Origin of the sequence: Massilia timonae CCUG 45783 (assembly GCF_000315425.1) — a bacterium.
GTDB lineage: Bacteria > Pseudomonadota > Gammaproteobacteria > Burkholderiales > Burkholderiaceae_D > Telluria > Telluria timonae.
In genome coordinates this window covers 44,767-71,388 of sequence record NZ_JH992922.1, presented here as the reverse complement: position 1 = coordinate 71,388, position 26,622 = coordinate 44,767, and the positions used below count along the sequence as shown (strand labels likewise).

The window sequence follows — 26,622 nt, the reverse complement described above, 5'->3', positions numbered from 1 at the left end:
GTGAACATGCAGACTCTGCCGCCGTCGCCGTGGGTGGAACGCTTCGTTTCCCTGGCGCCGCCGGGCGAGGCGCTCGACCTGGCGTGCGGCAATGGCCGCCACACGCGCCTGCTGGCGGCGCGCGGCCTGCAGGTGCTGGCGCTGGACCTCAAGCCCGAGGCGCTGGCCGCCAGCGCGGGCGACAACGTCACGACCATGGCCTATGACCTCGAGGCCGAGGGTTCGCCCTGGCCGTTCGAGGCCGGACGTTTTGCGGCGATCGTGGTCACCAACTACCTGCACCGGCCCCTGTTCGCCCACATCGCGGCCAGCCTGCGGCCAGATGGCATCCTGATCTACGAAACCTTTGCGCAGGGCAACCAGATTTACGGCAAGCCATCCAATCCCGCCTTCCTGCTGGCGCCCGGCGAGTTGCTGGGGCTGGCGCAAGACGGTGGATTGCAGGTGCTGGCCTACGAGGATGGCCATGTGGAACGGCCGCATCCGGCCCAGGTGCAGCGCCTGTGCGCGGCCGGTCCGGCATTTGCCAAAACCGAGGCCCGGCTCGACCATATTGTGGTCAGGAATGAACCATAGCGGCGGGCTATCCGCTACAATCAGATTTTTTATTGAATGGCACGGCCAAGATTATGATTAAGGGCAGTATCGTAGCACTCGTCACTCCGATGTTCGAAGACGGCAGTCTTGACCGCGATTCCTTGCGCAAGCTGATCGACTGGCACGTCGCGGAAGGCACGGACGCGATCGTCATCGTGGGCACGACGGGCGAATCCGCCACCGTGTCGCCGGAAGAGCATTGCGAACTCGTCAAGCTGGCCGTCGATCACGTCGCCGGCCGCATCCCGGTCATCGCAGGCACCGGCGGCAACTCGACCGCGGAAGCGATCGCGCTGACCCGCCATGCGAAGGAATGCGGCGCCGACGCCTCGCTGCAGGTCGTTCCCTATTACAACCGTCCGACGCAAGAGGGCATGTACCGCCATTTCCGCGCCATCGCGGAAAGCGTGGACCTGCCGATCATCCTGTACAACGTGCCGGGCCGTACCGTGGCCGACATGGCCAACGAGACCGTCGCGCGCCTGGCGCCGATCGAGAACATCGTCGGCATCAAGGACGCCACCGGCAATATCGGCCGCGGCATCGAGCTGCTCAAGATGGTCGACAAATCGTTCGCCGTCTATTCGGGCGATGATCCGAGCGCGATGACCCTGATGTTCTGCGGCGGCGCCGGCAATATCTCGGTGACGGCCAACGTCGCCCCGCGCGCGATGCATGAGCTGTGCGTGGCGGCGATGGCCGGCGACGTCGCCCGTGCGGTCGAGATCAACAACCGCGTGCTCGGCCTGCACGGCAAGCTGTTCGTCGAACCGAACCCGGTGCCGGTAAAGTGGGCGCTGGCCGACATGGGCAAGATGCCGGCCGGCCTGCGCCTGCCGCTCGCGCCGCTGTCCGCCCAGTACCACGAGACCGTGCGCGCCGCCCTGGTGGAAGCCGGCGTTCATTCCTAATCCCGGGCCCGCAAGGGTTCGGGTTCCTGACCTGATATCGAACGACATGACTAAAAGCAAGTACTCGGGATTCAACTCCGCGCGTTCCAACTTCTCGCCCCTGGTTTCCGCTCCTGCTGCCGCGCGCGTGCTGACGCTGACCGCGCTCGCTTTCAGCCTGGCGGCCTGCACCACCATCTTCGAAGGCGACAAGGTCGACTACAAGGGCGCCAAGAAAGCCGCGCCGCTGGACGTGCCGCCCGATCTGACCAAGCTGCAGCGCGACAACCGCTACGCCATCCCTGACGGCCGTGGCGTCGCCACCGCATCCGGCCAGGCGGCCGCTGCCGCCGGCACGGGCGGCGGCTTCGTGCCTGGCGCCGTGGCGAGCAACCAGCAGATCGGCCCGATCTCGACCGACGCCGTCAGCGTGCAGCGCAACGGCGACCAGCGCTGGCTGGTGGTCAAGCAGACCCCGGAACAACTGTGGCCGCAGCTGCGCCAGTTCTGGGAAGAGCAGGGCTTCGCCATCGAGACCGAGTCGTCCACGACCGGCACCATGGAAACCGCCTGGGTCGAGAACCGTTCGAAGATCCCGCAAGACTTCATCCGTAACGCCATCGGCCGCGTGTTCGACCGCGCCTACTCGACTGGCGAGCGCGACAAGTTCCGCACCCGCCTCGAGCGCCTGCCGGACGGCTCGACCGAGGTCTGGGTCAGCCACCGCGGCGCCGAGGAAGTCCTGACCGGCCCGCAGAACGAAACCACCACCTGGACTTCGCGCCCGAACGATCCGGGCCTGGAATCGCAATTCCTGGGCCGCATGGTCGCGATGCTGACCGGCAGCAAGGAAGTGGCGACGGCCGAAGCGACGGTCGCCAACGCACCGGTGGCGCCGCAGCACGCCAAGCTGGTGGGCGACACGGTCGAGGTCGACGAAGGCTTCGACCGCGCCTGGCGCCGCGTCGGCCTGGCGCTCGACCGCGTTGGCTTCACCGTCGAAGACCGCGATCGCGTGCAGGGCATCTACTTCGTGCGCTACGTCGATCCGGACGCGGCCGAGCAGAAGGAAGGCTTCTTCAAGCGCCTGTTCTCGTGGGGCGGCAAGTCGGAAGACGAGCTCAAGGAAGCCCAGCGCTACCGCGTGCTGGTCAAGACCGAGCAGGGCGCCAACGTCAGCAAGGTCACGGTGCAGAACAACGAAGGCCAGGCGGATACCTCGCCGACCGCGGGCAAGATCCTGAACCTGCTGCATACCGAGCTGAAGTAACCTTCTCCTCGTGCATGAAAAAACCGGCCTGCGTGGCCGGTTTTTTCATGGGGCGACCTGATATCGCCCCCGTCGTGATATCGACAGGCGAAAAAAAACCGGTCCGCAGACCGGTTCTTCTTACCGAAGTAACGAATTACTTGGTGGTAGCAGCAGCGTCAGCAGCCTGGTCAGCCGAGGTCTGAGCAGCAGCAGCAGCGTCGGTTGCGGTGGTTGCAGCAGCAGCAGCGTCAGCGGCAGCAGCGTCAGCAGCAGCTGGTGCGGTTGCGTCAGCAGCTGGGGTTGCGGTTGCGTCAGCTGGTGCAGCAGCTGCTGGGGTTTCGGTAGCAGCTGGTGCGACTGGCGCTTCTTCTTTCTTAGCGCAAGCAGCCAGGGTCACAGCGAACAGGGAGGCGATCAGCAGGGTTTTTTTCATGATTTTTCCTTAGTATTTACAAGAGTCGAACACTTGTTGCGATTAATAATTACCGGTAATTATTTCTCTGTGGAATTCTCGTGCCTTCACAAATAGCGTTAACGCCATAGACGCAACGGAACCTTCCTGATTGATATTATAGACAATTTTACTGTTTCGCAATAGCGAACACATGCCGTAGCGAAAGAAATTTGCGGGCGAATAAGCTTCATATTGTTACAAGATGCAACGTGGCTAAGAAACACGGCAATATGTAACTATGTGGCGTTTTTCAGTCAGCGATTGAGGCTGCTCATAAGCCAGTAGTGGACGTTTGCAATACGAGATGTGACTCTTGCCAGATCGCCTCGAAGCGGTGTTGAGACAGTTCGCAGGCGGCAGGATGGGCGAAGGCCGCTTCGCCACGCATGTGGTCGCTGTGGAAGCGGCGTACGATGTGCCGCTCATCGCCGATACAGAAGGAATCGGTGAGCTGGCGCAGGCTGCGTGGCGTTTGCCGGCACTCGCACAGGTGGCTGTAGTCGCGTAGCAGGCGCAAGAAGCGCGGATAGTGGAGCTCGACGTGGGAGGGATCGTGCAGCGCCAGGCGCAGCCGGCCGCCGCGGGCAAGAAAGGCCCGCAGCGCGGTATCGGTCCTGGTGCTGCCGAGTGGAAAGACCGCGGCATCCGGATCGACAAAGACCAGGGTGGCCTGTGCCGCTTCGATGCAAGCGAGAAAGTGCGTCTCGCAGTCGAGACGGGTGTCGAAGGCAATCGTGCGTGGTTCGCTCACCGACACCTCGTCCTTCAGCCCAGCTCGACCCAGCCGTCCTGATACCAGGTGTACAGGGCTTCGAGCACGTCGTCGGTGGCCTTGTCCAGCACGGCGCCATCAATGCGGCGCTCGTTGGCCAGCACGTCCAGCACCACCTTGTCGGCGCGGCCGACGGCGAACGATTCGCCGTTGATGAAGACATGCTTGCCGCGGTACAGCATCAGGGACTTGCTGGACAGCTTGATGCCGCGCTTGGCGGCGCTTTCCATGAAGCGGCCCACGGTCAGCGGTTTCGCCGGACCGGTGAAGAACACATTGTGCTTCGGCTCGGACATGGTTTCGCCCAGGAAGACGGTCACGTCTTCCTGGTCCCAGCGCACCTTGTTCAATTCTTCGGTGACGGTGTCGAGCATATCGCGCGGAATCTCGGCCGGATTCTTGGCTGGTTTCAATTCCGGATCGCCATAACGGCCCGGCAAATCGATGGAATCGGCCATGAATTGCAGGAAGGCTTCGCCCAGTTCCTGGAACGAAGGCGAGCGGAAACCGATCGAATACGTCATGCATTCGCCTTCGGCAATGCCGTCGTGGGCATAATGCGGCGGCAGGTACAGCATATCGCCCGGCTCGAGCACGAATTCTTCTTCGGGCTTGAAATTGGCCAGGATCTTGAGCGGCAAGCCTTCGACCAGGGTCAGGTCTTGCTGCGAACCGATCTTCCAGCGGCGCTTGCCGTGGGCCTGCAGAAGGAATACGTCATACGAGTCATAGTGGGGACCGACGCCGGCGCCGTCGGTGGCGAAGCTGACCATCAGGTCGTCCAGGCGGGCATCGGGCACGAAGCGGAACTGGCGCAGCAGCTCGTCGGCGCGCTCGTCGTAGAGGTTCACGCCCTGGACCAGCATCGTCCAGTTCGGTTCGGTGCGCGCAGGGAGCTCGGCCAGGGGACCGTGCTGCATGTCCCAGTTGCCGTCCTTCTGGGTGACCAGGCGCGATTCGACGTGATTCTGGCGCGCCATCTCGGCCAGCTTTTCGAATTTGAGCAGGGGCTTGAAGCCGGGGATGGCGCCACGGATCAGAAGCGGTTTCTTGTGCCAATAATCGCGCAGAAACTCGGCGGGAGTGATATTCCCGAGAAGCGGTAATTTTTTCATGCGTCATTATAACCAGCCGGACAAGTCACGGAACCCATCGGGGGTATAATCCGAGCCTTACAACGAAAGGATGTGCGATGAAGATTGCCAAAGACACGGTCGTGACGGTTAACTACAAGCTGTCGGATGCCCAGAACAACCTGATCGAAGAAGGCGTGCAGCCGATGGTTTACCTGCACGGCGGCTACGAAAACACCCTGCCAAAGATCGAAGAAGAGCTCGACGGCAAGGAAGTCGGTTATTCGTCGACGATCCAGGTGGAACCGGACGATGCGTTTGGCGACTACGAGCCAGAGCTGGTCAAGGTCGAAGACCGCGCGCGCCTGCCGGAGCCGATCGAAGTCGGCATGCAGTTCGAAGGCGTGGCCGAAGGCGGCGACGACGAGCCGGTGATCTTCACCGTGACCGAGATCGCCGAAGACAAGGTGGTCCTGGACGGCAACCACCCGCTGGCCGGCATGGCGCTGCGCTTCGAGCTGTCGGTGATCGACGTGCGCGCGGCCACCGCCGAGGAAATCCAGCACGGCCACGTGCATGGCGCCGGCGGTCATCATCACGAGATGGATGACAGCGAAGAAGGCGACCACTTCCGTAGCCAGCCGCTGCAGTAATCACGGATACGTTCGCGGTCCCTGCGTCATGCAGGGCCGCGGATGCTCATTGCTTCGCGTCTTCGACCGCGAACGTCGCTTCTTTTCCGAACTTCACGTTCACCTCGACCGCCTTCGTCCCCACCGACAGCTGTCCCAGGTTGTCCTTCCACTCGATCCCGGGCTTCTTGCCGTGCGGCGTGCCGCTGTCGACCAGCAGCACCTTGCCCTCGAACTTGACCGCACGCGCTTGCACCTGGCGTCGCACCGCCTCGAACCCGTCCTTCTCCACCGGATCGCGCCGCAGCAGACCACGTAGTCCCGCCGGCTGGTCCAGATAGAACGGCCGCACCGCGCCTTCCGAAAACAGCACCAGCGCCTCGGCCTTGTCGCTGCGCGCGATCGCGAACAGGCGGTTCAGCCAGAAGCGGTTGGCGACCGTCCGGTCTTCGTACTCGCTGTTGCGGCCGGCCGCCTCCAGGTAGTGGTTATTGTTGGCCGGGAGATTGATGGTGGCGTACAGCACCTTGCCTACCTTCCAGTGCGCATTCTCGGCGTAGCTGCGAAAACGCGGGCTGGCCGACAACTGGGTGAGGTGGATCTTCACGCGGCCCAGCGACTCCGGCTCGCCGTGGAACAGTTCGCGCAGGCGATTGAGGCGCTCGATCGCATTGGTGCGGTTGGCCGAGTTGCGGCAGGCGGTCCAGTCGCTGCCGGCCAGCGACACGATGGTCGGCCGCCGGGCGCGCTCGATGATGTCGCGCCGCTGCTGATACAGCCGGTCGCCGCAGCTTTCCTTCTCGCCCTTGATGCCGTTGATGACGACGAAGGCCAGCGATTTTTCGGACGAATCGGCCAGCGTCTGTTTCAGGCGCGCCTCGCCGTCGTCGTCGCCCTGGCTGCCTGCGCTGTTGCCGATCACCGCGAACCGGTGCGCGCTGTTGTCTGCCTTGTCCACCTTGTCCCTGGCGCCGGCGAGCGACGTGAAGGACAGGAGGGCTGCCAGCAGCAGTGATCGGCGCCGTGCTTGCATCAGGCGGCGAGGCGCTTGAGCTCGTAGAGACGTTCGAGCGCTTCGCGCGGCGTGAGCGCGTCCGGATCGATCGCGTCGAGCGCGTCGCGCAGGCCGTCGTCTTGTGGTTCCGCCGCAAGCGCCGGCGCCGGCGCCTCGCCGATCTCTTCCTCGGCAACTGGCGCCGCGAAAAGGTCGAGCTGCGGCGTCGCATCCAGCGCCTGCGCTTCGAGGCGCGCCAGGTGCTTGCGCGCGGCCTTGATCACCGGTTGCGGCACGCCCGCCAGCTGCGCCACCTGCAGGCCGTAGCTCTGCGAGGCGGGGCCGTCCTGCACCGCGTGCAGGAACACGATGCTGTCCTTGTGCTCGACCGCCGACAGGTGCACGTTGGCGGCGCTCGGATAGGTCTCGGGCAGCTGGGTCAGCTCGAAGTAGTGGGTCGCGAACAGCGTGAAGCTGCGGCTGGTGTCGATCAGGTGGCGCGCGATCGCCCAGGCCAGCGCCAGGCCGTCGAAGGTCGAGGTGCCGCGGCCGACTTCGTCCATCAGCACCAGCGAGTGCTCGGTGGCGCCGTTCAGGATCGCGGCCGATTCGGTCATCTCGACCATGAAGGTCGAGCGGCCGTTGGCCAGGTCGTCGCTGGCGCCGATGCGGGTGAAGATGCGGTCGATCGGGCCGATCGTGGCACTGGTGGCCGGCACGTAGCTGCCGACGTAGGCCAGCAGGGTGATCAGGGCCACCTGGCGCATGAAGGTCGATTTACCGCCCATGTTCGGGCCGGTGATCAACAGCAGGCGCCTGTCGTTGGACAGCTTGCAGTCGTTGGCGATGAAGCGCTCGATCTGGTTTTCCACCACCGGATGGCGGCCTTCGACGATGGTGAGGCACGGCGCGTCGCTCAGGACCGGCGCGCACCAGTTATGGCGCAGCGCGTGGCTCGACAGGGCCACCAGCACGTCGACCTGGGCCAGCGCGCGCGCGATGGTCTGTAGAACGCCGATGTGCGGCGCCAGGTCGGCCAGCAGCTGGTCGTACAGGATTTTTTCGCGCGCCAGCGCGCGGTCTTGCGCCGACAGGGCCTTGTCTTCGAAGGCCTTCAGTTCGGGCGTGATGTAGCGTTCGCAGTTCTTGAGGGTCTGGCGGCGGCGGTAGTCGTCCGGCACCTTGTCGGCCTGGCCGTTGGTGACTTCGATGTAGAAGCCGTGCACCTTGTTGTACTCGACCCGCAGGTTGGCGATGCCGGTGCGGGCGCGCTCGCGCGTCTCGAGGTCGACCAGGAACTGGCCGGCGTTCTCGGACAGCGCGCGCAGTTCATCGAGTTCGGCGTCGAAGCCGCGCGCGAACACGCCGCCGTCGCGCACCATCGCGGCGGGTTCCTCCATCACGGCCCGCGTGAGCAGGTCGACGCATTCGCCCGGCGTGGCCAGGTCGTCGTGGATCTCGCGCAGCAGGCAGGTGTCGCCTGGGACGAAGCAGCGCGCCACCTGTTCGCGCACCACCGGCAGGGCTTTCAGTCCATCGCGCAGGGCGGCCAGGTCGCGCGGGCGCGCGGTGAGCAGCGCCACGCGCGTCGTGATGCGTTCGATGTCCGGCACCTGGGCCAGGGTCGACGACAGCGCATCAATGGCCTCGGCCTGGATCAGCGCTGCGATCGACTGGTGGCGGCTGCGCGCCACGGATTGGTCGCGGCGCGCATGGTGCAGCCAGTGGCGCAGCAGGCGCGAGCCCATCGCGGTGCGGCAGCCGTCCAGCAGCGAGAACAGCGTCGGCGACTCCTGGCCGCGGATGGTCTCGGTGAGTTCCAGGTTGCGGCGGGTGGCGGCGTCCAGGCCGATGTATTCATTCTCGGTTTCGCAGGCGAGGCCGCGCACGTGCTGCAGGCCGCGGCCTTGCGTCGATTGCGCATAGCGCAGCAGCGCGCCGGCCGCGCCGAAGGCGGCGCCCATGCCGTCGGCGCCGAAGCCGGTGAGGGTGGCCACGCCCAGTTGCTCGAGCAGGGCGCCGTGGCCCTTGAGCACGTCGAAATGCCATTCGGGCACACGCTGGAGGTGGGCATTGGAACCATCAGTCTCGAACATGTCGGCGCAATCGGCGCGCAGTATCTCGGCCGGCGAGATGCGTTCGAGTTCGTGCGCCAGGCGCTGTTCGACGGCGCGCGCGTCGCCCGAGAATTCCATCAGGCGCAGGTTGCCGCTGGCGAGCGACAGCCAGGCGAGACCTGCGGTGACGGTCTTGCGTTGGTTGATCAGGCACAGCGCCAGCAGCGGGCGTTCGGCCTTTTCGGGCAGCAGGTCGGAATCGGTCAGGGTGCCGGGGGTGACTACGCGCACCACCTTGCGTTCGACCGGACCCTTCGACAGGGCCGGGTCGCCGATCTGCTCGCAGATGGCGCAGGATTCGCCCAGCTTGACCAGCTTGGCCAGGTAGCCGTCCAGCGAATGGAAGGGCACGCCGGCCATCTTGATCGGCTGGTCGCCCGACTTGCCGCGCGCGGTGAGGGTGATGCCCAGCACGCGCGAGGCTTTTTCGGCGTCGTCGAAGAACAGCTCGTAGAAGTCGCCCATGCGGTAGAACACCAGCATGGTCGGATAATTTGCCTTGATGCTCATGTATTGCTGCATCATCGGAGTGAGCTTTTCCGTCGCGCTGTTCTTGATGGCGGCGGCGTTGATTTCTTTGGGGGCGGTGGTCATGTCTTCGTGATTCGGTACGGCTTGGCGCGTGAAAGGCCAGGACTTGACATTTTAACCCGATCGACCCGGCAGCTCGCTGCAAAGATCGTTGTTGCTCAAGAGTTTTTTGCCGAATGATCCATATGGTGGTGTGCGGCGTCAATGCGCTGGCTTTTTGCGCATGAGTAATGAATTGTCGTCACGTTCCGATAGATTGGTTTTTCAGTCTTGACCAATGGGCGGACGCATGAAGATCATCGGCTGGATTCGGGAAGGAGACAAAGCGGCTTGCGGTGGCGTGGTGGCCGAGGGAGACCCGCTATGCCGCGGGCAGGGCCTGGCTTACGCATTCCAGGGTGCCCAGATGGCCTGCACGAAGAAGTGCTCGATCACGGACGGACTCAGCCGCCGCATGCTCATGAATGGTCGCGCCTCGGTCATCCATGGCATGCGAACGAGCGGCGGTTGCCCACTGGTGTCGACCCTTAACGACCTGAACGGCGTGAGCAACCACGGTGGTCCGGTCGCGACCAGCTTCTTCATGAATGCGGACGGCCGTTGGACGGACGCCGCGCCGGCGCTCGGCGAGCACTCTTACGACGAGCAGGTCTTGTTGATGCACCAGCGCGCCGACGGGCTGCCTTACCATATCGAAACGATGGACGGCCGTGTCTTTTCAGGCCGGATCGGGCCGGACGGTTTGCTGCCACGGGTCGATACCTTTGGTGAGGATGAATACACAGTCCTGTGGGGCGACGACGCCCTGGCCAAGCTGCAGGAAGAGCCGACGCATGAATAGCACGCTGGTCCAGAAGGCCAGGGTCCGCACCAACACCAGGAAGGAATCGGTGTGCAGTGTCCTGGTGAAAGCGGTCGAGTTCTCGACGTTGTGGGCATCCTATCCGGACAACCCTCCCTTCGTCGATCCCAGGACGGGCAAGCCGCCACCAGGCTACGAGAACCAGTGCGCGATCAAGGTGAGCGTAGCGATTCACGGCGTCGGCGTCGAAATGAAGTCGTTCCGCGGCGCGGCCGAAAAGGTGAACGGCCTGCCCGCCGCATTGCTCGCGTCCCAACTGGCAGCCTGGCTGAAACAGCAGCCGTTCTGCGGCCTGCCAACGTCGGCGGAGAATGTGACCGGCGCCGACTGGCAGAACAAGATCCGCGGCCGGACGGGCATTGTGTACTTTGCGGACTATTGGGCCAGAAACGGCAGGGAGAAGGCCAGTGGCAAGCCCACCGGCGATCACATCGACCTGTGGAATGGGGCCAGGCTGACCGCGACGGGCATGAGCTTCTTTTCCACGATGGGCCGGCGCCTCGGCCTCGATTCGCTTGGTGCGGGAACGTCGTGGGGCTATTCAGATCTGGGAAGATCGTCCGAGATCCTGTTCTGGGAGATCGAATGATCCACCAGGCCAATCGGCTTGCCATCGGCATGGTGTTCGCGCTGCTGGGCGTCGCCAGCCTGCTGGTGGCTGACGTGGTGAGCCAGTGGCTTTGCGCGCGTTTCTTCGTCTGTGTCGCGGCCATTTACTGCCCCATCGACGTGTGCGAGGGCGATGAGCGCCTGAATATTCTGCGGCTTGCGGTCTGGGCCGGCCCAAGTGTCGTGTTCGCGGCTAGTGCATTTGTGTTTGGCGGCCGGAGGCGGTCATTGCCAGCATGGCTGGGACTTCTCGCCGCGCTAGTGGTCGCGCACTCCCTGGTCATGGTCGCGTCCCGATAGCTCACCGCTTGGACGACGGGAGTTTTTCGTCCGGAACGTCGGTGGCCGGCATCAGCCGGCCATCTTCCCAACGATTACGGTTTCGCCGCAGCCTTCGCCTGCGCGATCCAGCTATCGAACAGCGCCTGGTGGAACTTGATCCACCCCGCCGTATGGCGCGCGATGTCTTCCTGCGACCCCTGCCCATTACGCACACGCTCGTTCTGCGCATTGATGTCGGCAATCGGCAGGCGCATCACTTCGAACAGCTTGACCGCCGCCGGATTCTTCTCGGCCCAGGCGCGGTTCACGACGAAGCGCGTGGTGTTGACCGAGAAGCCATAATTGCTGCCATCGGCCATCCGGGTATCGGCGTTCTGTGGATTCGACGAGTGCGGCACCTGCAGCCACACGACGTCCTTGCCTGGGATGAGCACGCTGCTCACCCAGTACGGCGTCCAGGTGTAGTACAGGATCGATTCGCCGCGCTGGTAGCGGCCGATCGTATCGGCGATCAGCGCCGAATAGCTGCCCTGCACATGCGTGACCGTCGAACGCAGCTTGTAGCCGTCCATGTGGTACTCGATCATCGCCTCGCAGCCCCAGCCCGGATCGCAACCGGTCAGGTCGGCCTTGCCGTCGCCGTCGTGGTCGAACAGCCTGGCGATGGCCGGATCGCGCAGCTGGTCGATATTGGTGATGTTGTGCTTCTCGGCCGTGGCCTTGTCGATCAGGTAGCCCTGGGCGGCCGGGCCGGCATACTGGCCGGTGCGCAGCAGCTTGGCGTCGCCGCCGGCATTGTCGTAATAGTCGCTGTGCAGCGGGTCCCAGTGCACCGCGAGGAAGGTCGCGTCGCCGTTGCCGATCGCGATGTGCGCGGTCGGGTAGGCGACTTCCTTGATCGGCTGCGTTTCGTAACCCAGCTGGGCCAAGGCGCGATTGGCCAGCATGGTCTGGAAGGTTTCCTCGGCCAGCGGGCCCTGCAGGGCCTGCACCTTGACGCCCTTGCCGGGCAGGTCGGCGCCTGGCGTTTGCGCCGTCGCGATGCCGGTGCTCAGGGCGAGCCCGGCAAGCACCAGGGCCGAGATCCAGCGGAACGCGCGCTGCGTTTTATAGGTGGCGTTGAAGTGTTCGGTTTGACGCATCGGTATCCTTTCTTGTCTTATTGTGCGGTGGCGGGCTTGGTGTCTGGCGCCGCATCGGTGCGCGCGCCGCCGCTGCCAATCCGGCGCAGGACGAAGCCCACCGGACCGGTCTGGTACCAGTGACGCACACCGCGGCGCGGTTGCCCCATGGCCTGGGTCAGGCGGTCCAGCATGATGGCCAGCAGGACGATGCCGAGGCCGCCCACGGTGGCCAGGCCCATGTCCAGGCGACCGATGCCGCGCAACACCATCTGGCCGAGGCCGCCGACCGCGATCATCGAGGCGATCACCACCATCGACAGCGACAGCATCAGCGACTGGTTGATGCCGGCCATGATCGACGGCATTGCCAGCGGCAGTTGCACGCGCGTTAAGAGCTGCCAGGGCGAGGCGCCGTAGGCGCGCGCCGCTTCGATCAGGTCGGGACGTACCTGGCGAATGCCGAGGTTGGTCAGGCGCACCAGCGGCGGCAGCGCGAAGATGATGGTGACGATCACGCCAGGCGCATTGCCGATACCAAACAGCATGACCACCGGCACCAGGTAGACGAAGGCGGGCGTCGTCTGCATGGCGTCGAGCAGCGGGCGCAGGATGTTTTGCGCGCGGTCACTGCTGGCCAGGAAGATCCCCAGCGGTAGGCCGATGATCAGGCAGAACACCAGCGAGGTGAGCACCAGCGACAGGGTGATCATCGCTTCAGGCCACACGCCCAGCATGGCGACCGCCACCAGCGCCAGCACGGTGCCGACGGCCAGCGCGCGGTTGGTGAACTGCCATGCCAGCAGGCCGATGATGGCGATCAGGACGAGGGAGGGCACGGCCAGCAGCAGCTCGCTGGAACCGGTCAGCGTCGCATCGATCGGCGCGCGCACGGCCTGGAAGAAAGGGCGGAAATGCTCGACCACCCAGCCCAGTCCGTCGTTGATCCAGGATTGCAGCGGCAGCGCGCCGTCGAGGGCGTGCGCCAGGTCGAAGCTGCTGGCGTGTTCGGGCGCGGCGGCCGGCGCCGCGGCGTCGAGCCAGGAGGTGTCGCTCGGCGGCGTCGGCAGCCAGGGGTTGGCCTGGGCCGCCGTGTCTGCAGCCTGCGCTGCGGCCGGCTGTACTGCGGTGATGCTGTTGTCGGTCGTGCTCATGCTTGTCCTTTCTGAGTCGAGGCCTCGGGGATGGCGGGCGTGTCGGGGTCGAGGAATTTCAGCAAGGTGGTCTTGCTGATCGCGCCGCACAGGCGTCCGTCGTCGGCCACCACCGGCACTGCGTACGGCAGTTGCGCCACCTGGCCGAACAGGCCGGCAACGGGTTCGTCCGCCTTGATGGTCTGCACGTCCGGCAGGAAGGCATGCGCCAGGCCCAGCGGGCCGGTATGGCCGTCGAGGGCGCTGCGCAGGGAATCGACCGACACCAGGCCGAGGAATTCGCGCTGCGGATTGACGACGTAGGCATAGGTGCGGTCTTGCTCCTCCAGCATCGACAGCGCCGCGCGCGAACCGCGGCTCGGCGATTCCGACACCACGATCTGGCTCTTGCGGGCGATGTCGCCGGCCTTGAAGACCGCCGCCGCGTCGACGCCACGCACGAAATTGCGCACGTAGTCGTTGGCGGGCTTGCGCAGGATTTCCTCGGGCGTGCCGACCTGCACCACGTGCCCATCCTTCATGATGGCGATCCGGTCGCCGATGCGCATTGCTTCATCGAGGTCGTGCGAAATGAAGACGATGGTGCGGCGCTTGATCTGCTGCAGGCGCAGCAGCTCGGATTGCATCTCGGTGCGCATGATGGGGTCGAGCGCCGAAAACGCCTCGTCCATCAGCAGGATCGATGGATCGCTGGCCAGCGCGCGCGCCAGGCCGACGCGCTGCTGCATGCCGCCCGACAGCTCGTCGGGATAGCTGGCGGCATAGGCCGCCAGGCCAACCTGCTCCAGTGCCTGCCGGGCCTGCGCATGGCGCTCGGCCTTGGGAATGCCGGCCAGCTCCATGCCGAAGGCGGTGTTGTCGAGCACGGTGATATGGGGCAGCAGCGCGAACGACTGGAACACCATGCTGATGTCCTTGCGGCGCAAGGCGCGCAACTCGGCGTCCGGCAGCGTGTTGATGTCGTTGCCGTCGACCAGGATACGGCCGTCGGTGGGTTCGACCAGGCGGTTCAGCATGCGCACCAGGGTCGACTTGCCCGAGCCGGACAGGCCCATGATCACGAAGATCTCGCCCGCTTCGATGGTGAAGGTGGCGTCGAACACGCCGATCGTGCAGCCGGTCTTGGCCAGGATGTCTTGCTTGTTGGCGCCCTGGCGGACCAGCGCCAGGGCGTCGTCGGTCTGGTCGCCGTACACCTTGAAGACATGGTCGATGATGATTTGTTTTGCCACGTTGTTGTTCTCCTTCGATTTGGCGAATGGAATGAAACCCTGCAGCCATTGGCGTTCATGGGAATCGATGGCCCCGAGCCGTCGGCGGTGCGAATGGCGCGATAAGCGCCCAGGCGGCGGAAAGGGCAGGCACGCTTTGCCGGCGCGACGGATGCTGACGAGAGTGTCGTCAAACGATGTCGGGATGTAGGCGCTTGGCCTAAGAGCTATTTCCCACCCAGCGGATGGCAAATATGGTGCAGCAGGGGTGTTGCTAAGAGTAACTATTGTCTAGTGGGCATGAATTATAGAGCAAGGCGAATGATAAGTCAATTTGATTTATTTATTCGACGTTGCGAAGCCGGAGCGTCTATCGTTTGTGTTCGGTTCGCCATGCGCCCGGCGACGCGCCGATCATTTTTCGGAACGTCCTGCCGAAGTGGACCGGGTCCGCGAAGCCCATGGCGTGCGCGATCTCGCCCAGGGTCGCATCGGAAGCGGACAGTAACTGCTGCGCCCGTCGGATGCGGGCGTCGAGCTGCCATTGGTAGGGTGCGAGCCCGGTCGATCTCTTGAACGCGCGGCTGAAGTGGGCTTGCGAGAGATTGACCAGTCCCGCCAGGGTTTCCAGCTCGATGCGGTGTGGGAGATGCGCTTCCATGTAGTCGATCACCCGCCGCAGCTGCCATGGCACGAGTCCGCCCGTTTTGAACTCCGTGATGCGCGGCGCCGCGAACAGCTGGGACGACACGGCGGTGATGATGCCGTCGCCATATAAATGCATCGACGGGTCGGGGTGATGGACCGCCTCGGCAAGCAGCTTGACCAGGTTCCAGATCCGGTCATTGGCAAAGCGCAGTCTCGGGACGCCGGTCCTGCCCGGGTCCAATGGCATTTTCAGGCGTTCGCTCAGGATATCGGTGTCGAATACGAGCACGGCATCGACGACACGCCGCGCATTTTTCGTGTAGCCCCAGATCTCCATGCCGGCCGGCGCGAAATACATATGTCGCGGCACATGCTCGACGGGGCAGGGACGATCCGGATGAAACCGTGGCTCGCATGCGCCGCCGTGCTCTTCCAGCACCACGCTCAGGCGCGGCTGGTCGCGATGCGGCAAGGGGCTCGTGCCTTCGCCGTCACAGTCGTAGCCGGTGACGACGAGCTGGACGCCGCTCCACCCGCGCTGCGCCTGCGTCAGGCCGGTCACGTTGGCGGGGAGCGAGTCTATGACCATTGGGGCGGGAATAATGTTCTCCTAAGACTGTCATTGTGGATCCGGCGCAGCAGGAATGAACCATCGATAGCAGGATTGAACATTGCCGCGCCGATATCGGATTGGTATCGTTCTGTCTCCAACGCCTGGGCGCAAGAACGATTCTGCTGGCCATGCGGCGTACGCGCTAGTGCCGTTCCCGGACACGCTGTGTTGCGCAATCGGGAACGCCTGCGCCTGCCGTTGCGCGTGGCGCGATAGCAGATGAATGCATCGAATGAATGAGATGAGCGAGGAGAGTTGATGGCTGGAGCAAGCCTGGGGCAGACGATCGGCCCCGTGGTCGTCCTGATGGGGGCGGCCGTGATCGCCGTGCCGTTGTTCAGGCGGCTCGGCCTGGGAGCGGTCCTCGGCTATTTTGGGGCGGGCATCCTGGTGGGACCGTCGGTGCTGGGCCTGGTCACCGATGCGCGCTCGATCCTGCATTTCTCCGAGCTCGGCGTGGTGATGTTCCTGTTCGTGATCGGGCTGGAACTGCGGCCGCACAAGCTGTGGGCGATGCGCGGCCAGATCTTCGGCCTGGGCCTGGCCCAGGTTTTCGCTGCGACCGCCGCGCTGGCGCTGACCGGCCATGCGCTGTTCGGCCTGTCCGGGCCGGCCGCCTTCGTCGCCGGCGCGGGCTTCGTCCTGTCCTCGACCGCCGTCATCATGACCGCGCTGCAGGACCGGGGCGAGATCGCGAGCGAGCAGGGGCAGAAGTCGGTCGCCATCCTGTTGTTCGAGGACTTGATGATCGTGCCGCTGCTGGCGGTGGTCGCCTTCCTGGCGCCGCAGCTTCCCGGGCAGCAGGGGCAGGGCTGGTCCGGCCTGCTGCTGGCGATCGCCGCCCTGGCGGGGCTGCTGGCCGTGGCGCGCTGGGGGCTCGACCCGTTCTTCGCCCTGCTGGCCAGGTCGCGCACGCGCGAAGTCCTGACCGCGGGTGCGCTGCTGGTCGTGCTGTGCGCGGCGCTGCTGATGGAATTCGCCGGCCTGTCGATGGCGATGGGCGCCTTCCTGGCCGGCGTGATGCTGTCGAGTTCGAGCTACCGGCACCAGGTCGAAAGCGATATCGAGCCGTTTCGCGGCCTGCTCATGGGGCTGTTCTTCCTGGCGGTGGGCATGTCGCTCGACCTGGCCATCGTCGCGGCCGAATGGCGGCTGCTGTTGGCCATGCTGTTTTGCTTCATGGTCGCGAAGGGCATCGTCGTCCACGTGGTCGCGCGCCTGTTCGGCGCCAGCAACCACCAGGCCCTGCACCGCACCTCGATGTTCCTGCAGGGCGGCGAGTTCGCCTTCGTGCTGTATGCCGCCGCGCTCTCGGCCGGCGTGCTGGGCGAACGCGAGAACGCCTTGTTCGCCACCGTCGTGATCCTCTCGATGGCGCTCTCGCCCCTCCTGACGCTCGTGACCGACCGCCTGCTGCGGCATGAAAAGTCGATGGACGGCGTCGAGCATGCGCGCGACCTGAAGGGGCGGGTGCTCGTCATCGGCTTCGGCCGCTTCGGCCAGATCGCCTCGCAGGTGCTGCTGGCGAGCAGGGTCAAGCTGACGGTGATCGACAAGGACCCCGACCGCATCCGCGATGCGCAGCGCTTCGGTTTCAAGGTATTCTTTGGCGAAGGCACGAGGATGGATACCCTGCGCCATTCCGGCGCCGCCGAAGCCGATGCGATCATGGTGTGCGTCGACGAGCCCAAGGCCGCGAACGACATCGTGGCGCTGGCCAGGCGCGAGTTCCCGCAGGCCCGGCTGCTGGTGCGCAGCTACGATCGCGGGCACGCCATCACCCTGATCCGCGCCGGCGTCGATGTCCAGGTGCGCGAGACCGTCGAATCGGCCTACCTGATGGGCGCCGAGGGCCTGCGCGCGCTGGGCTTTGCCGAAGCCGACGTCCAGGAGGCGTCGCTCGACATCCGCCGGCGCGACGCCGAGCGGCTGTCCGAGCAGATCCACGGCGACGAGCTGTCGGGCCGCGACCACCTGCACCTGCCCGTCATGCCTGAGCCGCTCGGCAAGCCCGCGGCCTAGACGGCAGTATCATCTCAGCGACGCCGTGTGGCACAACCGGGAGCAGGCAAGTGGATATCGAAGAGTTGCAGACATTCGTGGAAGTTGCCGATGCCGGCGGCATTTCGGCGGCGGCGCTGCGGCTGGGCGTATCGAAGTCGATCGTCAGCCGGCGCCTCGCCCGCCTCGAGGAAGAGCTGGGCATCCAGCTGCTGTCGCGCACCACGCGCGGCGCGGCGCTCACCGAAGCCGGCACGACCTTCCGCGACTATGCGGCCAGGGTCTGCGCCGAGATCGCCCTGGCGCGCGAAACGATCCTGCCCGCCGGCGAACTGCGCGGCCGCCTGCGCATCGCCGCGCCGCTGTCGTTCGGACCGACCCACTTCGCGCCGGTGCTGGCCGACATGGCGCGCCTCCACCCGAGGCTGCACATCCACACCTGCTACAGCGACCACAACGTGGACCTCATCGCGGACGGTTACGACTGCGCGATACGGCTCGGCTACCTGCAGGATTCCAACCTGGTGGCGCGGCGGATCGGGCCGATCCATGGGCTCACGGTCGCGAGTCCCGCCTATATCGCGGCCCACGGGGCGCCCGAGACGCCAGACCAGCTCTTGTCGCACCAGGCCCTGATGCAGGGCACCGAGGCCTGGCAGTTCCTGGATGGCGAGAAGATCGTGTCGGTCCGGCCCCAGGGACGCTTCAAGGCGGACAACGGCACGGCGCTGGTCGCAGCCGCGCTAGCGGGGCTGGGCGTCGCCTATCTGCCCTATGGCCTGATGCATGAATACCTGGATGCCGGCGCGCTCGTTCCGGTCATGACGCGCTATCCCCCGCCGCCGGCCGGCGCCTACGTCGTGCGTCCGCCGGGCCAGCATCCGGCACGCAAGATCCGCATCCTGACCGATCTGCTGGTGGCGTATTTCGACAGCAAGCCGCCGATCGCCCGCGCCTGGCCCCGTGCCTAGCGCTCCTTCAATCCACTATGGAGCCATGAAAACCATGATTGACATGATCATCGAGCAGCGCCGCCGCAGCCTGGGCGGCAGTTTCGAAGTCGGCCGCGTGCTGCCGTTCGCCAAGCGGCGCATGGTGGGGCCGTTCATCTTCTTCGACCACATCGGACCGCTCGACCTGGCCCCGGGCATCGACCGCAGCGTCGACGTGCGCGCGCATCCGCATATCGGCCTGTCGACGGTGACCTATCTGTTCTCGGGCCGGATCATGCATCGCGACAGCCTGGGCGTCGAACAGGAGATCCACCCGCACGAAGTCAACTGGATGACCGCGGGCAGCGGCATCACGCACAGCGAGCGCTTCGAGCACGCGCGGGCGCACGGCGACCACCTGCACGGCATCCAGGCCTGGGTCGCGCTGCCGAACGGGATGGAAGAAGTCAACCCGTCGTTCTCGCACCATTCCGGCGCCGACCTGCCGCAGTGGCGGGATGGCGGCGTCACCGGGCAACTCATCGCCGGCAGCGCCTATGGCCTCTGCGCCGGCGCGAAGACGTGTTCGCCGCTGTTCTACGCCCATCTCGACATGCAGCCGGGATCGACCGCCGAGATCCCCGGCGGCTACAAGGAGCGCGCGCTGTACATCGCCACCGGCGCGGTGGAGCTCGACGGCATGCGCCACGAGAGCGGCCGGATGCTGGTGCTGGGGGCGACGGCCTCGCGCGTCGAGGCGCTGGAGCACGCGACGGTGATGGTGCTGGGCGGGGAGCCGGTCGGCGAGCGTCACCTGTACTGGAATTTCGTGTCGTCGTCGAAGGACCGCCTGGCGCAGGCGGCGGCCGACTGGAAGGCGGGCAGGATGAAGCTGCCGGATGCGGACGACAAGGAGTTCATTCCGTTGCCGGATGCGCCGCCACCGCCGGCGCCGCCGGCCATGTCCTAGCACTAATGTCGGCGGCGGTGGAGATGCAGTGAGCCGGTCATGCCACGACTCTGTTCGCCGCCAAGTCCCATCCGCCGACAGTGCTGCCGCCGCCACCGCCGCCGATCTTCTGTTGGGTGTAGCGCCACTTCACTTTGGAAAATTTGAGACTGACGTGCTCGTCGAGAATGGTGCCGGGCTCGATACCGGGCGCGATACCTCCGATGAGTACATTTTCCAGTTCAATCTGGAAGTAGCAGATGGGTTCGCCATTGCCGTCGGCGCGCATGAAATCGAACTTTGCCTTGGGGATTGTCTTGCCCATGGCGCAGGTCTGCATCAGGATGGGTGAGGCCAGATCTGCGATCTTGGTAAACGAAATCTCCTTTAACTCCGCACGTTCCGCAGTGTGGCCCCCGCCGGTCGAAGCAGTCGCTGATCTTGGTTGAGGAATGCCCCAGTGCACGCTCGTACACTCTATCCAGTCCCTGTGCTTGGCATCCTGCGACTCGCCCTTGATGCCGTCAATCTGCAGATATACATCGATGGCCACGATTTGCTCCTCTATGTCAGGTACGGCTGCAATTATTCGCCAGCAGTAGCAAACATCGCTTGTGGCCCCACAACAGACGAGCATGCTAGGGCAGATAGATTGGACCACTAGCGATTCTGCAGGAGGAACTATGGGGCAAGCAGCCAGCGGAGCAATCGGGGGAGCAAACGACCATTTGAGTATGAGCGGAGAAGCGCGAAAACGGATGCAACGGCTAGAGGTGGTCGTATTGAACTATTACGACGATATGGGCCCAGGAAAAGGTAACTGTACATGGGGGGCCGGTATCCTGGCGCATCGCGGGCCTTGTACGAAGAAGGAGTTAAACCGGCCGGTTAGCCGGGCTGAGGCAGATGCAGAGTTTGCGCGCAGGGTCGCCTATATGGAACGGGTAGTGCGTCGGAACGTCATCACTCAGGCGCTGACTCAAGCACAGTTCGACGCCCTGGTGAGTCTTGCGTACAACGCTGGTGAGCGCGGTGCAGGCACGACCTTTGATCTGGTCGATAGCGGTGACCTCAGAGGCGCCGCCGCCAACATCTTGAAAATGACGAGAACGACGGTCAAGGGCAAGAAGGTCATTGCACGCGGTCTGGTGTACCGGCGAAGAGAGGAAGCGGCGCCATTCCTGGAAGCCGCTGAAGCGCAGACCGTCGGAAAGTGAGGATACTGCAATGTCATTTCTGAAATCAGCTGTGCGTCCCAAGACGTTGTCGCGGGCTACGGTGATCCTGATGATCGCGTCTGCATCGCAGGCGGGGTGGGCTGACGTATCGAATAATAGTAATGAGCTGGTGGGCACCTGGACCCTTACAAAAGTCCTTGATTCCTCCTCGATCGCATCAATCGACGATACAGAGGCCGCAGACCTGGTTGGAAAGGCTCTGGTGATCGCGCCGGACAAGATAACAGTCGCGGGAGAAAGCTGCCGCAAACGTCCCACATTCACGCGCCATTACGAGGACGCCGCACGATATATCCGGGAAACCGCGCACGCGCCGGTGGACCGACTGGGCATTCCGACGACCGTGGAAGCTGTCGAGTTGTCGTGTACTGAAGCGCTGATCAAGGGCTACAACAAGATTGTCGTGTATTGGAAAGGATTTTTCTTCGACGCGGTGAAGAATGAGTAACCGTGGCGTGCTGCGCACAATCGTCCAGATGCTTACTGCTGCGCGGCGATCCCGATCAATTCAAGTGCTTCGGTGAGTTCGCGCATGCGGCCTTCCTTCGGCCACCCCGCGAAATGCGTCTGCAAGGCGCCGTCGCGGTAAAAGTAAAACACCGGGAACTGCCTGTTCCTGAGCGCATCCCAGTCCTCGTTCTTGTAGGCCTGCGAGATCGGGGCCTGCGGATAGCGCCCGTTCCAGTCCAGGTAGGCTTGCAGCGAACGTTCGGTCTGCTGCGGTGCCAGCCATTTGATCCGGTTCTCCAGCGCGGCCATCAAGGGCTGGTCCGCCGTGATCCGGGCAACGGCATCGCGCGTGAAGCCACAATGCGGATCGGCGACGACGATCACGTAAGCGCCGCTTGGAAAGGAAAACGTGCGCGCGCTGCGCTTGCCGTCCGTGAAGAGCAGCTCGGCCGCCTGGCCGGGCGGCAGTGGCGGCAGGTCCACCTCGTGCAACGCCACCTGATCCACCGCGAGCGCATGCTGGGTGCGCCATGCGCGCGCGGCCCCGTACTCCCGAGCGGCGATGAGTGCGTAGTACGTGTCGTCGAATTGCCTGGCGCTTGCGGCCCGGCGCGCCGCCAGCTCGCGCGCCACCGCCAGCATGTCGAGCGCATGTTCGCTCGAGGGGGTGTAAAAGTGCGCGCCATTCGCAGCCTGGAACAGCAGGTGCAGGTCGGCGGTGCCGGCGTCAGGCAGGACGAGCCGGTAATCGAGGCCCTTCTTCATCTGCCGGTAAGCCAATGAAACGCTGTTCGCCTTCGCTTCCGGCGTCTGGGCGTCGTCCCATGCCTTCAGTTCGGCATCGAAGCGCTGGAATCGATCGCCGATCGGCGTGGCCGCGGCGCCTGCTGCAGCGGCTGCGAGCAGAACGATGGCAAGAAAGCCTTTCATGAATACCTTCCTTCCATGGCGATACGACCGTCGCACATGACCGCGAACTCGCCCTCGCTGCCACCCGCAAGCAAGATGACGTCGGCGTCCAGCGCCACCGGCTGACGGAAGCGGCACCAGACCTCGGCGATGTCGCGGCCTGTCGATGCCTGCAAGAGCGAGCACGCCTTCGCCAGCGTATGCGCCCCGTGGATGATCGGCGCGCGCATGCCCATCAGGCGCGCCGACCATGGCCACAGGTGGATCGGGTTGCAGTCGCCCGACAAGGCCGCATAGCGCCGCCCGGCGTCATGCGCGACCGTCCACCCGCCGAGCGCCTGGCCACGTGGTGGCTCGGGCGGCGGCGTAGCGCGGCCGGAGCGGCTTCCACGCCGGATCAGATAGGTGCTGTCGCAAGAAAAGGCCAGCCGCTCGCCGTCGAAGGCGCGTGTCTCCAGCACGCAATGCAAGGCGCCGTTCGGGGCAGGGGGCGGCAATTGCAAGGTGGTCGTCAGCGCCAGCGGCGCGTCAGGCACGACCGGGCCATGCGTCGCCAGCCGGTTCTCGACGTGAATCAGGCCCGGAATGCGGAACGGGATCGGGCAGGCCAGCATGGTCGCCAGCTGCGCGCGCTGCGCCAGCAGATACAGGAAGGTAAGCGCAATAGCGTCACCCGAGAATCCGAACGCGGCGTTATAGCGGCGCACGTGATCGAGGTCGATCCGCTCGAGGCGCCAGGTGGCGCCGACCTGCCTGGTCGGCCGGCGCGCCGGATGCTTGAGCAGCGCCCGCAGCAGCATGGCCGCGCCAAACGGAGGAAGAGAGGGCAGGGAAGCGAGGTGGGCAGGACTCATCCGCGCAGGATACCATCGTTGCCAACCCGCTACGATCCGGCCGTTAGCTGGCGATGATCCGGTTCCGACACAGCAGGATCGGCCTGCAAACCGCAGGAACCGTCATTGCCGCTCGATCATCGCGTTGCTACCTTATTGATCCCAGGCGCGCCCCGGCGCTTGGTCAATTTAAGGGATAGATAAAATGAGCAAGAATGGACTCAAGGCGCTGCTGCGTCCGGAAGACAGCATCGTCGTTCTCATCGATCACCAGCCATTTCAGTTCGCCTGCCTGAAAAGCCATGAGCCGACCATGATCATGAATAACGTGGTCGGTCTGGCCAAGGCGGCGAAGGTATTCGATGTGCCAACGATCCTGACGACCGTGCTGGAAGAGCGTGGCGGTTACCTCATCAAGGAACTGCAGGCGGTCTTCCCTGAACAAAAGCCGATCGATCGCACCTTCATCAATACCTGGGAAGATGCGAAGGTGACCGACATCGTCAAGAAGAGCGGCCGCAAGCAGCTGGTGCTCGCGGGGCTGTACACCGAGATCTGCCTGGCGATGCCCGCCATCCAGGCTGCGGGCGAAGACTACGACGTGTTCGTCGTCACCGATGCATCCGGAGGGGTGAGCGAGGAAGCGCACGAGATGGCCGTACGGCGCATGGTCCAAGCCGGCTGCACGCCGATCACCTGGTTCGCCGTGGCGGCCGAATGGCAGCGCGATTATGCGCGCGAGAGCACGCTCGAGGGCGTGTCCAACCTCATTTTCGAAAACGGCGGCGCCGCCTCGGTGGCCCTGTCGTGGGAAACGCAGTTGCTGGCAACCCGCGCCAGGAATTCGGCCTGACCGGATTGTCGGGGACGGCCAGCAACTGGCCGTCCCCGGCGGCAAGACGACTCAGGCCGCCTTGGCCTGGGTCACGCGCCTGGTGATGTGCGCCAGCGCCGCATCGACCTGGTCGATCAGGACCAGGCACAGGTCGCCCTCGTCCAGGCGGTCGAGCGCGCGGTCGATGGCGACGAACTCGCCATTGATCTCTTCCACGTGCCCGGTGCGGGTGGCGCCGGCCAGGCCGGCGCGCAGCAGCGCGATCACCTCGCCGTCGGCGCGGCCGCGCTGGCACTGGTCCTGGTACAGCAGCACGTCGTCGAAGGCCTTGCCGAGGATTTCGGTCTGCTGCCGGATGTCCTGGTCGCGGCGGTCGCCGGCGCCGCTGATCACCACCGAACGGCGCTTGGCCGGCATGCCTTCGACCGCATTGACCAGCGCCGCGATCGCGTCCGGATTGTGGCCATAGTCGGCGATCACGGTGGCGCCGCGGTAGTCGAACACATTGAAACGGCCCGGCGCGTTGTCGCTCTCGCCCACGAAAGTCTTCAAGCCCAGGCGGATCGCGTCCCACGACGTGCCCACGCCCCAGGCGGCCGCCACCGACGCCATCACGTTCTCGACCTGGAAGCCCACCACGCCGCCACGGGTGATCGGCACTTCCTTCAGGTCGATGCGCTCCACGAAGCTGCCCTGAGCGGCCACCAGGTAACCTTCCTCGACGAAGACGACGCGGCGGCCCTGGGCGCGGTGCATCGCCATGATCGGGTTGCTCACGTCCTGGGCGAAGAAGGTGACTTCGCCGCGGGTCTTCTCGGCCATCGCCGCCACGGTCGGGTCGGCGGCGTTGAGCACCGCCATGCCGCCCACGGCCACGTTCTGGACGATCACGCGCTTGAGCACGGCCAGGTCTTCCAGCGTGGTGATGTAGTTCAGGCCCAGGTGGTCGCCGGCGCCGATATTGGTCACCACCGCAACCTGGCACTTGTCGAAGGCCAGGCCTTCGCGCAGCAGGCCGCCGCGCGCCGTTTCGAACACGGCGGCGTCGACGTCCGGATGCAGCAGCACGTTGCGCGCGCTGCGCGGGCCGCTGCAGTCGCCGCTGTCGATGCGGCGGCCTTCGATGTAGACGCCGTCGGTGTTGGTCATGCCGGTGCGCAGGCCCGACGCGGTGAGCAGGTGCGCGATCAGGCGCACGGTGGTGGTCTTGCCGTTGGTGCCGGTCACGGCCACCACCGGGATGCGGCCGTCGTCGCCATCCTTGAACAGGGTGTCCATGATCGCTTCGCCGATCGCGCGCGGCTTGCCGAACGACGGCGCCAGGTGCATGCGCAGGCCCGGGGCGGCATTGACTTCGACGATGCCGCCGCCGACGTCTTCCATGGGTTTGAGCACGCTGTCGGCCACCAGGTCGACGCCGCAGATGTCCAGGCCGATCATGTGGGCGGCGGCGATCGCGCGCTCGGCCACTTCAGGATGAACGTCGTCGGTCACGTCGGTGGCGGTGCCACCGGTCGACAGGTTGGCGTTGTTGCGCAGGACCACGCGCTGGCCCAGGGCCGGGACCGAGTCGGCGTTCATCCCTTGCTGCACCAGGGTGCCCAGGGCGATGTCGTCGAAACGGATCTTGGTCAGCGAGGTCGCGTGGCCGTCGCCGCGGCGCGGGTCGCGGTTCACTTCGTCGACCAGCTCGCGCACCGTGTGCTTGCCATCGCCGATCACCTGCGGCGGTTCGCGCCGCGCGGCGGCCACCAGCTTGTCGCCGACCACCAGCAGGCGGTAGTCGTGGCCCGGCAGGTAGCGCTCGACCAGGATGTCGTCGCGGAACTCGCTGGCGGCCCTGAACCCGGCGTCCAATTGCTCGCGGGTGGTGACGTTGACCGTCACGCCCTTGCCCTGGTTGCCGTCCTTCGGCTTGATCACGACCGGCAGGCCGATTTCCAGGGCGGCGGCCCAGGCGTCGTCGGGGTCGACCACGCTGCGGCCCTGCGGCACCGGCACGCCGGCCGCGTCGAGCAGCTTCTTGGTCAGTTCCTTGTCCTGGGCGATCGACTCGGCGATGGCGCCGGTGGCGTCGATCTCGGCGGCCTGGATGCGGCGCTGGCGGCTGCCCCAGCCGAACATCACCATGCTGCCTTCGGTCATGCGGCGAAACGGGATGTTGCGGGCCACGGCGGCCTGCACGATCGAGCCGGTCGAGGGGCCCAGGCGCACGTCTTCGTCGGTATCGCGCAGCTGCTTGAGCGCGGCGGCCAGGTCGAACGGGGTGTCGTCGCGGGCCGACTGGATCAGTTGCTGCGCCAGGGCCAAAGCCAGGCGGCCGACGTCTTCCTCGCTGTATTCGACCACGACCTGGTAGATGCCGGTTTCCAGCGTGGCGGTGGTGCGGCTGAAGGTCACCGGGCAGCCGGCTTCGGCCTGCAGCGTCAGCGCCACCAGTTCCAGCACCTGCGCCAGCGGCACCGTGTCGTTATGTCCATAGGGTTGCAGGGCGCCCATCTGCGGGAAGCGCACGCGCAGGCGCGCTTCGAAACCGGCCAGAGCGTCGATCGATGCTTCCTCCGGCGTGCATGCCACGATGGCCTCGACCGAGGTGTGGTGGCTCCAGAGATTGGGGCCACGCAGGGCCCGTACGCGAGATACTTCCATAAACCGTCTTCCTT

Annotated in this window: 26 protein-coding genes; 13 read left to right on the top strand and 13 right to left on the bottom strand. The window is 65.1% G+C overall.

Translation table 11 applies throughout. From position 1 onward, the window contains the following. Positions 1 to 6: 6 nt before the first annotated feature. The 3 genes from HMPREF9710_RS00290 to bamC are packed head-to-tail and all read left to right on the top strand — an operon-like array spanning position 7 to position 2,757. Positions 7 to 576, top strand: coding sequence for a class I SAM-dependent methyltransferase (locus tag HMPREF9710_RS00290; RefSeq protein WP_040774812.1), 570 nt, complete (start codon positions 7 to 9; stop codon positions 574 to 576). 53 nt (positions 577 to 629) lie between these two features. Further along, positions 630 to 1,508 carry a 4-hydroxy-tetrahydrodipicolinate synthase gene (gene dapA, locus HMPREF9710_RS00285; protein WP_005662772.1) on the top strand — a complete coding sequence of 293 codons (879 nt, stop codon included), beginning with the start codon at positions 630 to 632 and terminating at the stop codon, positions 1,506 to 1,508. Between the two features lie 46 nt (positions 1,509 to 1,554). Beyond that, positions 1,555 to 2,757, top strand: coding sequence for an NlpB/DapX family lipoprotein (gene bamC / locus HMPREF9710_RS00280; RefSeq protein ID WP_005662770.1), 1,203 nt, complete (start codon positions 1,555 to 1,557; stop codon positions 2,755 to 2,757). A 136-nt stretch (positions 2,758 to 2,893) separates the two neighbouring features. On the opposite strand, the gene HMPREF9710_RS26840 is transcribed toward bamC, so the two are convergent. From HMPREF9710_RS26840 to HMPREF9710_RS00270, 3 genes are all read right to left on the bottom strand, one after another. After that, positions 2,894 to 3,172 (bottom strand): hypothetical protein, encoded by a 279-nt coding sequence (locus HMPREF9710_RS26840; protein ID WP_081589823.1) that lies wholly within the window; start codon positions 3,170 to 3,172, stop codon positions 2,894 to 2,896. 292 nt (positions 3,173 to 3,464) lie between these two features. Beyond that, positions 3,465 to 3,944: a DUF7931 domain-containing protein gene (locus HMPREF9710_RS00275; protein WP_005662768.1), complete on the bottom strand. Its 480-nt coding sequence runs from the start codon at positions 3,942 to 3,944 to the stop codon at positions 3,465 to 3,467. 14 nt (positions 3,945 to 3,958) lie between these two features. Continuing rightward, on the bottom strand, positions 3,959 to 5,080 hold the full coding sequence (locus HMPREF9710_RS00270) for a cupin domain-containing protein (protein WP_005662766.1): 1,122 nt from the start codon (positions 5,078 to 5,080) through the stop codon (positions 3,959 to 3,961). A gap of 77 nt (positions 5,081 to 5,157) precedes the next feature. On the opposite strand from HMPREF9710_RS00270, the gene HMPREF9710_RS00265 reads away from it, so the two are divergent. Then, on the top strand, positions 5,158 to 5,691 hold the full coding sequence (locus HMPREF9710_RS00265) for an FKBP-type peptidyl-prolyl cis-trans isomerase (RefSeq protein ID WP_005662765.1): 534 nt from the start codon (positions 5,158 to 5,160) through the stop codon (positions 5,689 to 5,691). 46 nt (positions 5,692 to 5,737) lie between these two features. Here HMPREF9710_RS00265 and HMPREF9710_RS00260 read toward each other — a convergent pair whose 3' ends face one another. Both HMPREF9710_RS00260 and mutS read right to left on the bottom strand, forming a co-directional pair. Beyond that, on the bottom strand, positions 5,738 to 6,703 hold the full coding sequence (locus tag HMPREF9710_RS00260) for a hypothetical protein (protein WP_005662764.1): 966 nt from the start codon (positions 6,701 to 6,703) through the stop codon (positions 5,738 to 5,740). Then, complete coding sequence (gene mutS / locus HMPREF9710_RS00255) at positions 6,703 to 9,375, bottom strand: DNA mismatch repair protein MutS (protein ID WP_005662762.1); 2,673 nt, start codon at positions 9,373 to 9,375, stop codon at positions 6,703 to 6,705. The genes HMPREF9710_RS00260 and mutS overlap by 1 nt, the downstream gene beginning before the upstream one ends. 226 nt (positions 9,376 to 9,601) lie before the next feature. Here mutS and HMPREF9710_RS00250 point away from each other — a divergent pair, with 226 nt between their 5' ends. The 3 genes from HMPREF9710_RS00250 to HMPREF9710_RS00240 are packed head-to-tail and all read left to right on the top strand — an operon-like array spanning position 9,602 to position 11,083. Continuing rightward, a complete protein-coding gene (locus HMPREF9710_RS00250; RefSeq protein WP_005662760.1) occupies positions 9,602 to 10,153 on the top strand; it encodes a PAAR domain-containing protein in 552 nt (183 codons plus the stop codon). Continuing rightward, positions 10,146 to 10,763, top strand: coding sequence for a T6SS effector amidase Tae4 family protein (locus HMPREF9710_RS00245; RefSeq protein ID WP_005662758.1), 618 nt, complete (start codon positions 10,146 to 10,148; stop codon positions 10,761 to 10,763). The genes HMPREF9710_RS00250 and HMPREF9710_RS00245 overlap by 8 nt, the downstream gene beginning before the upstream one ends. Further along, positions 10,760 to 11,083: a hypothetical protein gene (locus tag HMPREF9710_RS00240; protein WP_005662756.1), complete on the top strand. Its 324-nt coding sequence runs from the start codon at positions 10,760 to 10,762 to the stop codon at positions 11,081 to 11,083. The genes HMPREF9710_RS00245 and HMPREF9710_RS00240 overlap by 4 nt, the downstream gene beginning before the upstream one ends. A gap of 74 nt (positions 11,084 to 11,157) precedes the next feature. Here HMPREF9710_RS00240 and proX read toward each other — a convergent pair whose 3' ends face one another. From proX to HMPREF9710_RS00220, 4 genes are all read right to left on the bottom strand, one after another. Continuing rightward, positions 11,158 to 12,207 (bottom strand): glycine betaine/L-proline ABC transporter substrate-binding protein ProX, encoded by a 1,050-nt coding sequence (proX, locus tag HMPREF9710_RS00235; RefSeq protein ID WP_005662754.1) that lies wholly within the window; start codon positions 12,205 to 12,207, stop codon positions 11,158 to 11,160. Positions 12,208 to 12,224: 17 nt separating this feature from the next. Continuing rightward, a complete protein-coding gene (gene proW, locus HMPREF9710_RS00230; RefSeq protein WP_005662752.1) occupies positions 12,225 to 13,340 on the bottom strand; it encodes a glycine betaine/L-proline ABC transporter permease ProW in 1,116 nt (371 codons plus the stop codon). Then, positions 13,337 to 14,572: a glycine betaine/L-proline ABC transporter ATP-binding protein ProV gene (proV, locus tag HMPREF9710_RS00225; protein WP_005662750.1), complete on the bottom strand. Its 1,236-nt coding sequence runs from the start codon at positions 14,570 to 14,572 to the stop codon at positions 13,337 to 13,339. Before proV ends, proW begins: the two co-directional genes overlap by 4 nt. Positions 14,573 to 14,921: 349 nt before the next feature. After that, on the bottom strand, positions 14,922 to 15,761 hold the full coding sequence (locus HMPREF9710_RS00220; protein WP_218918175.1) for an AraC family transcriptional regulator: 840 nt from the start codon (positions 15,759 to 15,761) through the stop codon (positions 14,922 to 14,924). Between the two features lie 309 nt (positions 15,762 to 16,070). Here HMPREF9710_RS00220 and HMPREF9710_RS00215 point away from each other — a divergent pair, with 309 nt between their 5' ends. Genes HMPREF9710_RS00215 through HMPREF9710_RS00205 form a run of 3 tightly spaced genes read left to right on the top strand, consistent with a single transcriptional unit; the run spans position 16,071 to position 19,715 of the window. Continuing rightward, positions 16,071 to 17,834, top strand: a complete 1,764-nt coding sequence (locus tag HMPREF9710_RS00215) for a monovalent cation:proton antiporter-2 (CPA2) family protein (RefSeq protein WP_005662747.1) — start codon at positions 16,071 to 16,073, stop codon at positions 17,832 to 17,834. 50 nt (positions 17,835 to 17,884) lie between these two features. Continuing rightward, entirely contained in the window at positions 17,885 to 18,784 is a 900-nt protein-coding gene (locus HMPREF9710_RS00210; RefSeq protein ID WP_005662745.1) for a LysR family transcriptional regulator, read from the top strand. Positions 18,785 to 18,818: 34 nt separating this feature from the next. Then, on the top strand, positions 18,819 to 19,715 hold the full coding sequence (locus HMPREF9710_RS00205) for a pirin family protein (protein WP_005662744.1): 897 nt from the start codon (positions 18,819 to 18,821) through the stop codon (positions 19,713 to 19,715). 37 nt (positions 19,716 to 19,752) lie between these two features. Here HMPREF9710_RS00205 and HMPREF9710_RS00200 read toward each other — a convergent pair whose 3' ends face one another. Then, positions 19,753 to 20,247, bottom strand: coding sequence for an Hcp family type VI secretion system effector (locus HMPREF9710_RS00200; RefSeq protein ID WP_005662741.1), 495 nt, complete (start codon positions 20,245 to 20,247; stop codon positions 19,753 to 19,755). Positions 20,248 to 20,377: 130 nt separating this feature from the next. Here HMPREF9710_RS00200 and HMPREF9710_RS00195 point away from each other — a divergent pair, with 130 nt between their 5' ends. Together HMPREF9710_RS00195 and HMPREF9710_RS00190 are read left to right on the top strand one after the other, a co-directional pair. Next, on the top strand, positions 20,378 to 20,911 hold the full coding sequence (locus tag HMPREF9710_RS00195; RefSeq protein WP_051204999.1) for a lysozyme: 534 nt from the start codon (positions 20,378 to 20,380) through the stop codon (positions 20,909 to 20,911). Between the two features lie 10 nt (positions 20,912 to 20,921). Further along, positions 20,922 to 21,380 (top strand): hypothetical protein, encoded by a 459-nt coding sequence (locus HMPREF9710_RS00190; protein WP_005662738.1) that lies wholly within the window; start codon positions 20,922 to 20,924, stop codon positions 21,378 to 21,380. A gap of 32 nt (positions 21,381 to 21,412) precedes the next feature. Here the strand turns inward: HMPREF9710_RS00190 and HMPREF9710_RS00185 are convergent, their stop codons facing one another. Together HMPREF9710_RS00185 and HMPREF9710_RS00180 are read right to left on the bottom strand one after the other, a co-directional pair. After that, entirely contained in the window at positions 21,413 to 22,312 is a 900-nt protein-coding gene (locus HMPREF9710_RS00185; RefSeq protein WP_005662736.1) for a hypothetical protein, read from the bottom strand. Beyond that, positions 22,309 to 23,145, bottom strand: coding sequence for a MaoC/PaaZ C-terminal domain-containing protein (locus HMPREF9710_RS00180; protein WP_157225394.1), 837 nt, complete (start codon positions 23,143 to 23,145; stop codon positions 22,309 to 22,311). The genes HMPREF9710_RS00185 and HMPREF9710_RS00180 overlap by 4 nt, the downstream gene beginning before the upstream one ends. Positions 23,146 to 23,329: 184 nt before the next feature. Between HMPREF9710_RS00180 and HMPREF9710_RS00175 the strand changes: the two genes are divergently transcribed. Then, on the top strand, positions 23,330 to 23,977 hold the full coding sequence (locus HMPREF9710_RS00175) for a hydrolase (RefSeq protein WP_005662732.1): 648 nt from the start codon (positions 23,330 to 23,332) through the stop codon (positions 23,975 to 23,977). A gap of 51 nt (positions 23,978 to 24,028) precedes the next feature. Here the strand turns inward: HMPREF9710_RS00175 and cphA are convergent, their stop codons facing one another. Next, on the bottom strand, positions 24,029 to 26,608 hold the full coding sequence (cphA, locus tag HMPREF9710_RS00170) for a cyanophycin synthetase (RefSeq protein WP_005662730.1): 2,580 nt from the start codon (positions 26,606 to 26,608) through the stop codon (positions 24,029 to 24,031). Positions 26,609 to 26,622 lie beyond the last annotated feature (14 nt).

Bases quoted from the DNA above. Each gene is read 5' to 3' on its own strand.
- bamC (WP_005662770.1), top strand. From the start codon at position 1,555: ATGACTAAAAGCAAGTACTCGGGATTCAACTCCGCGCGTTCCAACTTC.
- HMPREF9710_RS00215 (WP_005662747.1), top strand. From the start codon at position 16,071: ATGGCTGGAGCAAGCCTGGGGCAGACGATCGGCCCCGTGGTCGTCCTG.
- HMPREF9710_RS00190 (WP_005662738.1), top strand. From the start codon at position 20,922: ATGTCATTTCTGAAATCAGCTGTGCGTCCCAAGACGTTGTCGCGGGCT.
- HMPREF9710_RS00260 (WP_005662764.1), bottom strand. From the start codon at position 6,703: ATGCAAGCACGGCGCCGATCACTGCTGCTGGCAGCCCTCCTGTCCTTC.
- HMPREF9710_RS00270 (WP_005662766.1), bottom strand. From the start codon at position 5,080: ATGAAAAAATTACCGCTTCTCGGGAATATCACTCCCGCCGAGTTTCTG.
- dapA (WP_005662772.1), top strand. From the start codon at position 630: ATGATTAAGGGCAGTATCGTAGCACTCGTCACTCCGATGTTCGAAGAC.
- HMPREF9710_RS00265 (WP_005662765.1), top strand. From the start codon at position 5,158: ATGAAGATTGCCAAAGACACGGTCGTGACGGTTAACTACAAGCTGTCG.
- proW (WP_005662752.1), bottom strand. From the start codon at position 13,340: ATGAGCACGACCGACAACAGCATCACCGCAGTACAGCCGGCCGCAGCG.
- cphA (WP_005662730.1), bottom strand. From the start codon at position 26,608: ATGGAAGTATCTCGCGTACGGGCCCTGCGTGGCCCCAATCTCTGGAGC.
- HMPREF9710_RS00290 (WP_040774812.1), top strand. From the start codon at position 7: ATGCAGACTCTGCCGCCGTCGCCGTGGGTGGAACGCTTCGTTTCCCTG.
- HMPREF9710_RS00245 (WP_005662758.1), top strand. From the start codon at position 10,146: ATGAATAGCACGCTGGTCCAGAAGGCCAGGGTCCGCACCAACACCAGG.
- HMPREF9710_RS00185 (WP_005662736.1), bottom strand. From the start codon at position 22,312: ATGAAAGGCTTTCTTGCCATCGTTCTGCTCGCAGCCGCTGCAGCAGGC.
- HMPREF9710_RS00195 (WP_051204999.1), top strand. From the start codon at position 20,378: ATGGGGCAAGCAGCCAGCGGAGCAATCGGGGGAGCAAACGACCATTTG.
- HMPREF9710_RS00240 (WP_005662756.1), top strand. From the start codon at position 10,760: ATGATCCACCAGGCCAATCGGCTTGCCATCGGCATGGTGTTCGCGCTG.
- mutS (WP_005662762.1), bottom strand. From the start codon at position 9,375: ATGACCACCGCCCCCAAAGAAATCAACGCCGCCGCCATCAAGAACAGC.
- HMPREF9710_RS26840 (WP_081589823.1), bottom strand. From the start codon at position 3,172: ATGAAAAAAACCCTGCTGATCGCCTCCCTGTTCGCTGTGACCCTGGCT.
- proX (WP_005662754.1), bottom strand. From the start codon at position 12,207: ATGCGTCAAACCGAACACTTCAACGCCACCTATAAAACGCAGCGCGCG.
- HMPREF9710_RS00180 (WP_157225394.1), bottom strand. From the start codon at position 23,145: ATGAGTCCTGCCCACCTCGCTTCCCTGCCCTCTCTTCCTCCGTTTGGC.
- HMPREF9710_RS00250 (WP_005662760.1), top strand. From the start codon at position 9,602: ATGAAGATCATCGGCTGGATTCGGGAAGGAGACAAAGCGGCTTGCGGT.
- HMPREF9710_RS00175 (WP_005662732.1), top strand. From the start codon at position 23,330: ATGAGCAAGAATGGACTCAAGGCGCTGCTGCGTCCGGAAGACAGCATC.
- HMPREF9710_RS00205 (WP_005662744.1), top strand. From the start codon at position 18,819: ATGATTGACATGATCATCGAGCAGCGCCGCCGCAGCCTGGGCGGCAGT.